Here is a 12868-nt window from a genome sequence, read left to right on the forward strand (position 1 = left end):
CAAACCAAAAAATATGAAATTAAATCAGACAGCTAAGCGCGTAGCGCCAGCTCAGGCAGAAGAGGTGACTATAGTGCGGTGCGCCAGTGTTGCTCACCAGCAAGCAGGCAGAAGGAGGTGGAAAATAGAGCAGCATTGTTTGAAGAATAGGTTCTGAACAAATTGTCCATAAAATTACAATTATCCGCGTTGTTGCTTCTCGTCTTTGCGGATGAAAATTGTCCTCGGTAGTTGAACACGCCAAATTTGTACCATAACTGAAGATTTTACTCAAAGTCTTTTCAATTCTTTACCCGTCCCGTTTGATTTTGGTTAGTTTATTGCAGGGCGTTTACCCCTTATTATAAATAAAAAGCGTTTTTCGGAGTCACCATGGCTAAACCCATTATTACCCTGAACGGGTTAAAAATTGTCATCATGCTGGGCATGCTGGTGATCATACTCACGGGCGTTCGTTTTGCCGCCGACATCATTGTGCCCTTTATTCTGGCCCTGTTCGTTGCGGTGATCCTTAACCCACTGGTCCAGCGCATGACGCGGCTGCGCATCCCGCGCGTGCTGGCGATTACCCTGCTGATTAGCGTCATTATTTTCGCTATGGTGTTACTGGTTGCGTATCTGGGTACCTCGCTGAACGAACTGGCGCGAACGCTGCCGAAATACCGTTCCTCGCTGGCGATACCGCTGCTGCAGCTTGAGCCCTGGCTACAGCGCGCGGGAATAGAAGTCTCCGTTGAGGAGCTTCTTAAATATATCGACCCTAATGCGGCCATGACGATCGTCACAGGCCTGCTGACGCAGCTTTCCAATGCCATGACCTCCATTTTCCTGCTGTTTTTAACGGTGGTGTTCATGCTGCTGGAGGTGCCGCAGCTGCCCGCAAAGTTACAGCAAATTATGGTTCGTCCGGTTGAAGGAATGGGAGCTATTCAGCGCGCGCTGGACAGCGTTTCACGTTATCTGGTGCTGAAAACCGCCATCAGCCTCGTCACCGGGGTGGTGGTCTGGGGAATGCTGGTGGCGCTGGACGTCCGCTTTGCGTTCGTCTGGGGGCTACTGGCGTTTGCGCTCAACTACATTCCCAACATCGGCTCCGTGCTGGCGGCGATCCCCCCTATTCTTCAGGTGCTGGTGTTCAGCGGGTTTTATGATGCGCTGATTCTGCTGGCCGGCTATCTGGCGATTAATCTGGTGTTCGGGAATATTCTTGAACCACGAATGATGGGACGCGGGCTGGGGCTTTCGACGCTGGTCGTCTTTTTGTCCCTGATTTTCTGGGGCTGGCTGCTCGGTCCCGTAGGCATGCTGCTCTCCGTTCCGCTGACCATCATCGTGAAGATTGGGCTGGAACAGACTGCGGGCGGGCAAAGCATCGCCGTGCTGCTGAGCGATATGAGCCATCAATAGCCGTCATTCCGCCATCGACAGGAGGGGCTTGCTTGCCCTTCCCCCTTCACGATAGGCCCCGAGCGCCCTCTGCCAGTCCGTCAGAGGGTACACCGTTCCGGGGCTGTACTCGCTGGCGCGCATCCGGGGCCAGATTTGATCGAACTCCGCGCGCCACGCCTCTGCGCTGAGCCCATCCAGATAGTTACGAATATGGAACCACGCCACGCGCGGCAGGGGCCGCTGCTGGCGGAAGGTCTGCCCGGAGAGCAGCCCGTAGCAGACAAATATGCCCTGCTCCGGCATCACGCTCAGGATCGCTTCCGCCAGCGTTCCGCCGGTTGCATCGTAAACGACGTCGGCACGCGCGGCAACGGAGAGAATCCGCTGCATGTCATGCTGTGCGACAGGAACAATCCCCATCGCCGCCAGCCGTTCAGCGTGAACGGGCGAACGATGAATACCGTACACCGTCTCTGCCCCCGCCAGACGCGCCCACTGCCCGAGCAGAATGGCGCAATCCGAACCGGCGGCCGTGAGCAGCACCCGCTTTCCCCGCGGTGGATAGTGGCTCAGCATCATCTGTGCCGCCAGCGGGTTGATATAGGCCCGCGCGGCCAGGCGTGAATCGACATCGTCCGGGACGGGTATCGCATACTCTGCCGGGCAATCCGCATAGCGCTGCCAGGTGCCCTGCCCGCGCAGCGGCAGAACGCGTTTACCCGACAGATGCGCAAACGACGCGGGCGCCTGAATGACAACGCCGACGCCTTCATATCCCGCGACGGCGGGCAGCGGAGTTCTGTGGCGATAGGCGCCGGTAATGGGAATGAGATCGGACGCGTTCACCGGCGCATACAGCATTTGCACGCGCAGGTGTCCCGGCGCAAGCGCGCCGGGCGGCGCGGCTTCAGGTTGCAGAACAGATTCTGGCTCGCCAAAACGGCGATACCAGAGGGCCAGATTTTCCATTACGATCTCACGGCTGACGGCGGAATACCTAATCGCGCCAGCCCATTGCCGGTGCGACATGTTTGAGAATGGACTCAATCACGTGCGCATTGTAATCCACGCCGAGCTGGTTCGGTACGGTCAGTAATAACGTATCAGCCTCGGCAATCGCCTCGTCCTTTTTCAGCTGTTCAATCAGCCTGTCAGGCTCTGCGGCATAGCTGCGCCCGAAGATCGCGCGCGTTTTCTCATCAAGATACCCCACGCTATCGCTGTCGTTGCGGCTGGCGCCGAAGTACATCCGGTCGCGGTCGTCCATCAGGGCAAAAATACTGCGGCTGACCGAGACGCGCGGCTCGCGCGCATGCCCCGCCTCTTTCCAGGCCTGGCGATAAGCGCGGATCTGTTTTGCCTGCTGAATATGGAACGGTTCGCCGGTTTCGTCGTCTTTCAGGGTTGAGCTTTGCAGGTTCATGCCGAGCTTAGCGGCCCATACCGCCGTCGCATTCGAACCGGCGCCCCACCAGATACGCTCCCGCAATCCTTCAGAATATGGTTCCAGGCGCAGCAGCCCAGGCGGATTGGGGAACATCGGCTGTGGATTCGGCTTTGCAAACCCTTCACCGCGCAGCACCTCAAGCAGCACCTCGGTATGACGGCGCGCCATGTCCGCTTCGTTTTCCCCTTCCTGCGGGACATAGCCGAAATGACGCCACCCATCAATGACCTGCTCCGGGGAGCCCCGGCTGATGCCAAGCTGCAAACGGCCGCCGGAAATCAGGTCCGCCGCGCCCGCATCCTCGGCCATGTACATCGGGTTTTCATAGCGCATATCGATCACGCCGGTACCGATTTCGATAGTTTTCGTTTTGGCGCCGATTGCGGCCAGCAGGGGGAACGGTGAACTCAGCTGACGGGCGAAGTGGTGCACGCGGAAATAGGCGCCGTCCGCTCCCAGCTCTTCAGCGGCCACGGCCAGGTCGATGGACTGCAGCAGCGTATCCGCCGCCGAGCGCGTGCCGGACTGCGGTGAAGGCGTCCAGTGACCAAACGATAAAAACCCGATCTTTTTCATAACGATGTGTCCTGATAATGCGTTGCGTTCTCTCCACTTTACGCATTACTCGCTGAGAATAAATGCCGTTTATTTAACGGAAAGCATCAAATAAATTGACGGAATTGAGCGGTTCGTCATTCCGCCCCATAATGGGATATAATATCCCCCACTTTTTTCATGGCAGGTAAAACCGGCAATGGCTCTGATCCCTAAAAACTACGCGCGACTGGAAAGCGGCTATCGCGAAAAAGCATTAAAAATCTATCCCTGGGTCTGCGGACGCTGCTCGCGGGAGTTCGTCTATTCCAACCTGCGTGAATTGACGGTTCACCATATCGATCACGACCACACCAACAACCCGGAAGACGGCAGCAACTGGGAGCTGCTGTGCCTGTTTTGCCACGATCACGAACATTCTAAGTACACCGAAGCGGATCAGTACGGCACCACCGTGGTTGCCGGGGAAGACGCCCAAAAAGACGTGGGCGTCGCCACGTTTAACCCGTTTGCCGACTTAAAGGCAATGATGGACAAGAAGAAGTAGTGCTTCACTGCCCTTACCTGCGGGTTATTTCAGGGAATAACCCGCGCCGCCCGCAGCTGCGCGAACAGGCTGAAAAACATCTCATCCGTCGCCTGCATCCGCGTAAAGCCTGACCGCCTGAGCTTGCTGCCGTCACCAAACATGTCGTAGTTCCAGCCGAAGACGAAATCGGCAAACCGTCCGTCGCTCAGCTGCATTATATCCGCCTCCACCAGCCCTTCCCCGGCCAGCTCGCGCCATGCGTCGCGATAGTCCGTAAACAGCTGGTGAAACGACAACCTTACCGGTGGCGCAGCCTCCAGTTCAAACCAGCGGGCAATGCGCGGCCACAGTTCGCTCCAGCGCCAGAGGTCACCATTATTTACGTTGAACGCCTGATTCTGCGCCGCAGGTGACGTGGCCGCCCACAGCGTGGCCTCCGCCAGCAGTCCGGCGTCGGTATAATCCACAATGCTGTGCCAGGTCTGTTCCGAACCGGGAAAACGCAGCGGTAGCCCCAGCGCCTTACACAAAGAGGCATACAGGGCAATGCTCAGCGCAAGGTTCATGGTATTACCGGGCACCGCACTGCCCACCACGCCCGGCCGGATGGCATTCCAGTGCCAGCGTTTTCCACGCTGATACTGGCTGAGCCACGCGAGCTGGGCAGAGTTAAATTCTGCGCCGGGCACGCCGGGATCGCTTTCCCGCGCCGGGGTTTTAAACGGGCCCAGATGCGCGCCGTAAACTTTATAGCCCTGCATCAGGCTGACCGTCTGCAAAGGTGCCGTTTTTTCGAGGGTGCTGACCAGGTTACGCAGCATGGTGACGTTCGGCTCAACCATCTCCGTCCAGTTGGCGGCGTTCACCCAGGCGCTGTAAAAGAGATGGGTAACCCCCCTGCTCAAGGATTGCAGCGCCCGCGCGCTATCCTGGGCATCCAGCAAATCGACGTTAACCATCGTAATACCGTCAGGATGGGATAATGCCTGACGACTCACGCCGATCGTTTCCCATCCCTTGTGCAGAAGCGTTTTGACAAGCTGTTTGCCGACAATACCGCTGGCCCCCGCGACGAGGGCGACCTTTTGTTGCTGCATCTTATCCATGGTGTTTCTCCAGAAAGGGTGACAGACGCAGTGTCATCTATTATTTTTTTAGTGAATATCCCCTTCATCAGATAGCACTTATCAGAAAAACCATTAAATGAATAACAAGCTCAACGCCATTTCCACCTTTCTTTGCGTCGCGGATGCGGGCTCTTTTTCTGCCGCCGCCCGCCGGAGCGGGATGAAGCAGTCCGCCGTCAGCCAGCAGGTCGCCGCTCTTGAACAAGAGCTGGGCGTGGTGTTGCTGCACCGAACAACGCGCACAATGAAGCTGACGGAGCAGGGAGAACGTTACCGCCGCGACATGCAGCTGCTGCTGGACGCCATGCGGGAAGCGGAGGGGCGGCTGGCGCCGGTCGATCGACAATTTCAGGGGAGCGTTCATATCCAGCTGCCGAGCGGCCTGGGGCAGATCGTCTTGCCGCATTTACTGGAGCTGCAGCGCCTGCATCCAGAATTACATCTGCGGATTTCCCTTGATGACCGCCTTGCCGATCTGGTGACGGAAGGCGTTGACGTCGCGATACGGCTGAGCAGTGAGCCCCCGCAGGCGCATGCGGCTCGCGTGCTGGCACGTATTGAAGCCGCGCTGTTTGCCTCCCCCGGTTTTCAGGCTGTGCACGACGTGAGCGAGCTGACGACGCTGCCCCATGTGCGGTTTAGCGGTCTTCCCCTGGATGCTCCCCTGCGCTTGATTGCTGACGAGGAAACGGTCGAGGTCAACGTGAATACCGTTTTCCGTGCCAACACCAGCGACGCGCTGCTTATGGCGCTGGAGTCCGGCATCGGTATCGGCGGCATGCAGCGACCGCTTGCGGCCAGGGCGCTGCAAACCGGCACGCTGGTACCGGTACTGCCCGACTGGCGGTTGCCCGATCGCTTCCTCTATGCCGTCTACCCTGACGCCCGCTTTATTCCGCAACGCGTCAGAAAAGTCGTCAGCGTAATCGAGCAATTGCTGATTGAGCGCGCGGAGCATGCCCCCGCAAAATAACCGCTTCCTACCGCGCCACCGGTAAATCCGCGTAACGCGTCGTATAGGCCGGTGACAGCATCTCACGCTTCATCGCCCAGGCTTTCTCAATCCCCTGCCCGGCAAACCAAATCTTCCCTTTGCCGGAATGATTCAGGCTGTCGATCGTCGCCATCAGCGCCGCGCTGTTGGCGCACAGGCGGTTATCGTCAAACAAATTAAGCTGGGCAACGCCGCTGCTGAAAAAGTCTGCCAGCATCACCCCCGCTTTCATATAGCGATATCCGTCAAGCCAGATACGCCCCAGCGCCTCGGTGGCGGCACGGATGATATCGCGCGAATCATTGGTGGGCGTCATCAGGGTGACGGAAGCCTGATTGCCGTAATAAATTTCGTTGTCCGCATGCGGGCTGGTGCGCACAAACACGCTGATAAAGCGGCAGTACTGATGCTCGCCGCGCAGTTTCTCCGCTGCGCGTTCCGCGTAGGCGCAAATGGCCTGATGCATCTCCTCGTATTGCGTTATACGGTGTCCAAACGAACGGCTACAGATAATTTGCTGCTTCGTGGGAGTAAACTCTTCCAGATCGAGGCAGGGCTCACCGCGAAGCTCGCGCGCCGTGCGCTCCATGACCACGTTAAAATGTTTGCGGATGACCCAGGATGACGCTTCCGCCAGCTCCAGCGCCGTGGCTATCCCCATCGCGTTGAGCTTTTTCGTGATGCGTCGGCCTACGCCCCACACCTCCTCCACCGGAACCTTTGCCAGCAGCTTACGCTGCCGTCCACGATCAGAGAGATCGACCACGCCACGGGTGGCTGACCACCGCTTCGCCGCATAGTTGGCCAGCTTCGCCAGCGTTTTGGTCGGCGCAATCCCGACGCCAACGGTTAAGCCCGTATTTTTAAAAACCTGCGTGCGCATCTGATGGCCGAACGCTTCCAGCGACATGCAGTTGCTGACACCCGAAACGTTCACAAATGCTTCATCGATGGAGTAAATCTCAATGGCCGGCGCGAGATCGGTCAGCGTCTGCATCACCCGGCTGCTGAGGTCGGCATACAGCGCATAGTTCGAGCTAAAGACGTAAACCCGTGACGGATAACTCTTCTCTTTGAATTTAAAATAGGGTTCCCCCATTTTTATGCCGAACTGCTTTGCCTCCCGCGACAGCGAAATAATGCAGCCGTCGTTATTGGACACCACCACGATGGGCTTACCCACCAGATCGGGGCGAAACACCCTCTCGCAGGAGGCATAGAAGCTATTCACATCAACCAGCGCGAACATGTTTATGCGTTTTGAGCGTATGAGTGACGACACCGAAGATTTGCAGCTCCTCTTCGGACTGAAAGGCGATCGGCTGATAGCGGGCATTACGCGGCAGCAGCCGCAGAACCGGGCGGGTCTGTAGCTCTTTCACCGTAAACTCACCGCCGACCGACGCCACAACAATGTCCCCGTGTTCGGCATTTAACGAGCGGTCTACCACCAGCAGATCGCCGTCGCTAATCCCCGCGCCGATCATGGAGTCCCCGCTCACTTTGATAAAGTAGGTCGCACTGGGGTGCCTGACTGCCAGCCGGTTAAGATCGAGACGATCCTCCACATAATCCTGCGCAGGGCTTGGAAAACCACAGGCAACGCGCTCAAGATAGAGAGGTAATTCAATAGGTTGCTTTTGATGATAAGAAAAGAGAGTGTCCATAAATGCCTTTCCCGCCAGATACTGTATATAAACACAGTATTACGGATTACGGCACAGGATCAAGGTCATTTCCGACAAAGACCGCAAACGCGTTGAAGTTTGAGCGGATTTAATTTAGCAACCTCTTCTGCGGGCGATCGCAGATGGGTTAAGCAAAAGTCACAATAAAGTCATAACCAAACACTTTAAAATCACTTAAAGTTAAAATCAAAAAGATCACCAAATCACTATGCAAACACTATTAATTGACTTTTTGATAAGAGTAACGCATATTTCAGGACACGAATTATCAAGACTTTTGGAGGACGTTTTCTATGCCAGCCCGTGACTATCCCGACAAGCGAGTTGCCCGCGGTTTAGCAAAGGAGGCCGATCTCAGGATGTTGAGCGCCCGCATCGAGCCTGACCTGATGGAGTACATCAGAATCACCGCCTTTGAGACGCGAAAAAGCAAGCAGGAGATTGTGGCAGAAGCGTTAGCGCTTCACAGACAGCAAAGTCAATGCGGAGTCTGAGCAGGCAAAGCCTGGAAGTGTCCTTCCGGCTTTGCCCATGCTGCGATTAACCCATCAGAGCATTCAGTTTTTCAAGTGCTTCAGGCGGCAATTGCACCTCTCCCGCCGCGAGGTTTTGCCGCAGATGCGCCACGGATGAAGTGCCGGGGATCAGCAGGATGTTCGGCGAACGTTGCAGCAGCCATGCCAGCGCAACCTGCATCGCCGTTGCGCCCAGGGAATCCGCGACGGCCTGCAGGCCGGTGGACTGCAGCGGCGTGAAGCCTCCCAACGGGAAGAACGGCACATACGCAATCCCCTGCTGCGCCAGTAAATCCACCAGCGCATCGTCGCCGCGGTTCACGATGTTGTACATGTTCTGCACGCAGACGATCTGCACCATCTTCCGCGCTTCCGCCACCTGCTTGGCCGTGACGTTGCTCAGGCCAATGTGGCGCACCAGCCCTTGCTGCTGTAATTCTGCGAGGGTGGAAAGCGGTTCAGCAATCGATCCTTCTGCCGGGCCGTGTGCGCTAAACATGATCCGCAGATTCACCACGTCCAGCACATCCAGCTTCAGGTTGCGCAGGTTGTCATGCACCGCCTGGGTCAGCTCCTGCGCGGAAAAGGCCGGCAGCCAGGCCCCTTTGTCATCGCGACGAGCGCCGATCTTGGTGACGAGGGTGAGATCGTCCCGGTAAGGATGAAGCGCCTCGCAGATCAGCTGGTTCGTCACATGCGGGCCATAAAAATCGCTGGTATCGATATGATTCACACCCGCCGCCACGGCTTCGCGCAGTACGTCCAGCGCGGCCTGTTTATCCTTCGGCGGGCCAAATACGCCCGGCCCGGCAAGCTGCATTGCCCCGTAGCCCAGTCGTTTAACCGTTCGCGTTCCGAGCGCGTACGTCCCGCTTTTATCAATGCTGCTCATGTTAACCTTCCTCATAAAATGATCCGGATTTACAACAGGTTCCTGACCGAAGCCCTAAGTTAAGCGCGAGTTAAATTAAAGTTTAAATTCTATACGACGATAGTATGGGTGTACCTCTGCATCTTTTCTAACGGACGACCGCTATGCTGAAAAATCTGCACGTGATTACCGGAATTATCTTTGCCCTCACCATATTCTGTCTGCTGCAAGTTGTCACGGGAGGGTTGTTCTACTCTGCCGTCAGCAACGATCGCCATAACTTCCAGAACTCCGGCGTGCTGAATGCCCAGCAGGAAAGCCTGAGCGACAGCGTGAACACGCTGGTGAAAACGCGCGTTACCGTCACCCGCGTGGCAATCCGCTACCTGAAGAACCAGCGCGACCCGGCCTCCCTTGCCGCGATTAATAAACTGCTTGGCACCGCAGGCGACTCGCTGGCTAAAGCTGAAGCCTATAACAAAGAATGGCAGAAAATGCCGCAGGTTAACGGCCAGAATGCGGCGTTAACCGACGAGATGCAGAAGTCATGGAATCAGATGCACGAGGTGATGCGTTTGTCGATTGAGTATCTGCGTGCCGACAACTACCAGGCCTATGGCGATCTGGACGCTCAGCAGGCCCAGGACGACATGGAAGCGGTCTATAACCGCTGGCGCGCCGAGAACAACACGCTGCTGAAGGCGGCAACCGAAGAGAACCAGAGCAGCTTCACCCAGATGCAGTGGACGCTGGCAGCCATTTTCCTGGCCGTTATCGCCGTGCTGGTAGTGATCTGGCAGGGTTTACAGCACCTGCTGTTAAAGCCGCTCAACGCCATTATGAACCATATTCGCGCCATTGCGGGAGGCGATCTGACGCAGGATATCACCCTCTCTGGCCGCAATGAGATGGGTCAACTGGCCGCCGGCCTGCACGAAATGCAGCAGTCGCTGGTAACGACCGTCAGCGCCGTACGCGGCAGCACCGACTCCATCTACACCGGCGCGGGTGAAATTGCCGCAGGGAGCAACGATCTCTCCGCCCGCACCGAAGAGCAGGCCTCCTCGCTCGAAGAGACTGCCGCCAGCATGGAAGAGCTGACCGCAACGGTTAAACAGAACTCCGATAACGCCCGTCAGGCGACGCTGCTGGCGAAGAATGCCTCTGAAACAGCGGCTCGCGGCGGCCACGTCGTGGATAACGTGGTGCGCACCATGAACGAAATTGCTGACAGTTCGCAGCAAATCGCCCACATTACCGGCGTGATTGACAGCATTGCGTTCCAGACCAACATTCTGGCGCTTAACGCCGCGGTAGAAGCGGCCCGCGCGGGCGAGCAAGGCCGCGGGTTTGCGGTTGTCGCCGGTGAAGTCCGTACGCTGGCCAGCCGCAGCGCGCAGGCGGCGAAAGAGATCAAAGGGCTTATCGAGAACTCCGTCAGCCGGGTGAACACCGGTTCTGAGCAGGTCAGCGAAGCGGGCGCCACCATGAAGGAGATCGTCGCCGCCGTCACCCGCGTCACCGATATCATGGGCGAGATTTCGTCCGCATCGGATGAACAGAGCCGCGGAATTGAGCAGGTGAGCCTGGCCGTGTCGCAGATGGACAGCGTGACGCAGCAAAACGCCGCGCTGGTGCAGCAGTCCGCCACGGCGGCAGCGGCGCTGGAAGATCAGTCCGAACAGCTGCGTCAGGCCGTGGCCGCGTTTCGTCTGAACGGTAAAGCAAACGCCACCGCCCCGCGCCCGGCCAACGTTAAAACGCCGCAGCTGCTGCGTCCGGCAACGGCTAACGCCGCCTCCGACAGTAACTGGGAAACGTTCTAATCCTCAGGCGGGCGAAGATATCGCCCGCTAACGGCTGCGCTTGGCGTGCCGTTCCCAGTTCTCCTGCTTCGCTTCGTCGGATTTTCGCAGGGAAACATAGCAAGCCCCGCTGCCGCCGTGATGCGGCAGCGCCACGCAGAACGCCTGCACTTCCTCGAACTCGGTTAACCAGCGTGCCAGATAGCTACGCACCACATTAGGATGCGAATTTTGTTCGCGCCCTTTCCCGTGGATGATGATGAGGTTACGTAATCCGTCACGACTGGCCTGGCGAATAAAGGAATACAGCATCTGGCGGCAGCGTTCAGCGGGCTGACGCAACAGATTTAAGCTGGCCTCTCGGGAGTATTTACCCGAACGCAGCTTATCAATAACGCCCTGCTGAACGCCTTCGCGCTGGAACGCCAGCGGCTCGTCAAGCGGCAAGAGCTCAAGGAAACCCAGGGTCAGAAAGTTGTCGAGCTGTTCGGTATCGATGTCCTGGCGAGCCCGGGTATTACGGCTTTGCTGCCAGTGGATATCGGTGCAGCGTTTCAGGGGCTGGACATCCTCCATGGCGTCAAGAAAAAGGGATTTGTCGTCAGGGTTCATGGAAATCCTCCGGCTACATCTGGCCCTGTACTATACCTGCGCCAGACAGGTGTCTCAATAACCCTTAGAAGGTGAGGCACGCGTTAAATATTAACCCGATGAATATATATAGTAATTATAAAATGCACTTAAACCTGACTTAACTAAAACCTCAGCAACGGTAAAATAAGTGATTTACGTTAAATTTTCGTGAAATCAATCATTCACCTTCCTTTCATTTTTCGGGAAAGGTGTTATAACTAAATTTACCTGCCTCATGGATATAATACCCAGGACTTGCGAAAGGACGCACTGCTGTGTGTACTGTAGGGTCTGTCTGATGTCGGGCAGACTCTGTTTTTTTATTATGCGATGTTCACCCTGAAACTATTTTCCTCGCCTCCCTTCTGAATTGCGTAATTAATGATTCGGCAAGCGGAGTTTGACGAGAATCCCGGCGCTGAATTAAATAATATGCGGCTTTTGGAAGCGACTCGGCAACCGGCAGAATGACCAGACGGTGCGCCAGCAGCGGGTCACAGCCTAACTCCTGCGGAAGGATACTTAAAAAATCGCTTTGCGCGACAAGGCTAATGCAGGAAGAAAAGGTTTCGCACACTACGCCAATCCGCGGTATTTGCGAGCGGTGGCTAAATAGATCTTCTAATTGCTTATAATAACTTCCCCGCGGCGTTGGCATTGTCCAGTTATAATGCAGCAGATCGTTGATGGATGTTGCCCCTGTCGCCGGATGTCCTTCCCGGCAAAATACCGCAAACGGTTTTTCGAAGAGTTTTTCAAACGTAAACTCATGGTCGTAAGGCCCCTGATAATAGGTGTTGATGGTGAAGTCCAGTTCGCCCTGGCGTAATTCATTGATCATCGACACCAGCTGACCTTCCATAATTCGCACTTTAACCTGCGGGTGCTGGGCGTGAAAACGGGTGATGACGGCGGGCATCAGGCTGCGTGACACGCTCGCCCCCATCCCGATATTGATCTGCCCGGCCAGATCCCCCTGCCGCTGGCGTATGTCATCCTGCGCCGCGCGCAGCTCTTCCAGAATCAGCCTGGCGCGCTGGTAAAACCCTTCCCCGCACTCGGTCAGCGCAACCCCTTTACTCCGGCGAACAAAAAGCTGCGCCGCCATGCCCTCCTCCAGCTCTTTGATGGATTTGGTCAGCGCCGGCTGCGAGAGATTCAGCGTCCGGCTGGCGCCGCGGATGCTGCCCTGACGCGCCACTTCAACAAACGCCCGGATTTGATGAAATTTAATCTGAAATGACATAGCCCAACCGATAACCGTTGTTTATCAGAGTAAAGAAACTGTCATCTACTTTAATGGAAAGGGATGTGC

The 12868-nt window shown here is 56.6% G+C and carries 13 protein-coding genes; 5 read left to right on the plus strand and 8 right to left on the minus strand.

Annotation, left to right across the window (positions count from 1 at the left end):
- Positions 1-372 precede the first annotated feature (372 nt).
- Entirely contained in the window at positions 373-1407 is a 1035-nt protein-coding gene (locus tag UTO39_RS04050; protein ID WP_061098375.1) for an AI-2E family transporter, read from the plus strand.
- Between the two features lie 3 nt (positions 1408-1410).
- Here the strand turns inward: UTO39_RS04050 and UTO39_RS04055 are convergent, their stop codons facing one another.
- The gene (locus tag UTO39_RS04055) at positions 1411-2358 is read right to left on the minus strand and encodes a zinc-dependent alcohol dehydrogenase family protein (protein ID WP_320726541.1); all 948 of its coding nucleotides are present in this window, start codon (positions 2356-2358) and stop codon (positions 1411-1413) included.
- A 28-nt stretch (positions 2359-2386) separates the two neighbouring features.
- Positions 2387-3412, minus strand: a complete 1026-nt coding sequence (locus UTO39_RS04060) for an LLM class flavin-dependent oxidoreductase (protein WP_048956325.1) — start codon at positions 3410-3412, stop codon at positions 2387-2389.
- 178 nt (positions 3413-3590) lie between these two features.
- Here UTO39_RS04060 and yajD point away from each other — a divergent pair, with 178 nt between their 5' ends.
- Positions 3591-3938, plus strand: coding sequence for an HNH nuclease YajD (gene yajD / locus UTO39_RS04065; RefSeq protein WP_003857471.1), 348 nt, complete (start codon positions 3591-3593; stop codon positions 3936-3938).
- A gap of 29 nt (positions 3939-3967) precedes the next feature.
- On the opposite strand, the gene UTO39_RS04070 is transcribed toward yajD, so the two are convergent.
- Positions 3968-5026 carry an SDR family oxidoreductase gene (locus tag UTO39_RS04070; protein WP_320726542.1) on the minus strand — a complete coding sequence of 353 codons (1059 nt, stop codon included), beginning with the start codon at positions 5024-5026 and terminating at the stop codon, positions 3968-3970.
- A 97-nt stretch (positions 5027-5123) separates the two neighbouring features.
- Here UTO39_RS04070 and UTO39_RS04075 point away from each other — a divergent pair, with 97 nt between their 5' ends.
- Positions 5124-6020 (plus strand): LysR family transcriptional regulator, encoded by an 897-nt coding sequence (locus UTO39_RS04075; protein WP_320726543.1) that lies wholly within the window; start codon positions 5124-5126, stop codon positions 6018-6020.
- A gap of 7 nt (positions 6021-6027) precedes the next feature.
- On the opposite strand, the gene umuC is transcribed toward UTO39_RS04075, so the two are convergent.
- Entirely contained in the window at positions 6028-7290 is a 1263-nt protein-coding gene (umuC, locus tag UTO39_RS04080; RefSeq protein WP_320726544.1) for a translesion error-prone DNA polymerase V subunit UmuC, read from the minus strand.
- Complete coding sequence (gene umuD / locus UTO39_RS04085) at positions 7274-7708, minus strand: translesion error-prone DNA polymerase V autoproteolytic subunit (protein WP_061098381.1); 435 nt, start codon at positions 7706-7708, stop codon at positions 7274-7276. Before umuD ends, umuC begins: the two co-directional genes overlap by 17 nt.
- A 314-nt stretch (positions 7709-8022) precedes the next feature.
- Here umuD and UTO39_RS04090 point away from each other — a divergent pair, with 314 nt between their 5' ends.
- Complete coding sequence (locus UTO39_RS04090; protein WP_061098382.1) at positions 8023-8223, plus strand: hypothetical protein; 201 nt, start codon at positions 8023-8025, stop codon at positions 8221-8223.
- Between the two features lie 46 nt (positions 8224-8269).
- Here the strand turns inward: UTO39_RS04090 and UTO39_RS04095 are convergent, their stop codons facing one another.
- The gene (locus UTO39_RS04095; RefSeq protein WP_320726545.1) at positions 8270-9136 is read right to left on the minus strand and encodes an aldo/keto reductase family oxidoreductase; all 867 of its coding nucleotides are present in this window, start codon (positions 9134-9136) and stop codon (positions 8270-8272) included.
- Positions 9137-9279: 143 nt separating this feature from the next.
- Between UTO39_RS04095 and UTO39_RS04100 the strand changes: the two genes are divergently transcribed.
- Entirely contained in the window at positions 9280-10941 is a 1662-nt protein-coding gene (locus UTO39_RS04100) for a methyl-accepting chemotaxis citrate transducer (protein WP_061098384.1), read from the plus strand.
- 27 nt (positions 10942-10968) lie between these two features.
- Here the strand turns inward: UTO39_RS04100 and smrA are convergent, their stop codons facing one another.
- Together smrA and UTO39_RS04110 are read right to left on the minus strand one after the other, a co-directional pair.
- Complete coding sequence (gene smrA / locus UTO39_RS04105) at positions 10969-11532, minus strand: DNA endonuclease SmrA (RefSeq protein ID WP_151413858.1); 564 nt, start codon at positions 11530-11532, stop codon at positions 10969-10971.
- A 355-nt stretch (positions 11533-11887) separates the two neighbouring features.
- Positions 11888-12799: a LysR family transcriptional regulator gene (locus tag UTO39_RS04110; RefSeq protein WP_028012950.1), complete on the minus strand. Its 912-nt coding sequence runs from the start codon at positions 12797-12799 to the stop codon at positions 11888-11890.
- Positions 12800-12868 lie beyond the last annotated feature (69 nt).

The sequence above is a fragment of the Enterobacter sp. 118C5 genome, assembly GCF_034107645.1.
Lineage (GTDB): Bacteria > Pseudomonadota > Gammaproteobacteria > Enterobacterales > Enterobacteriaceae > Enterobacter > Enterobacter nematophilus.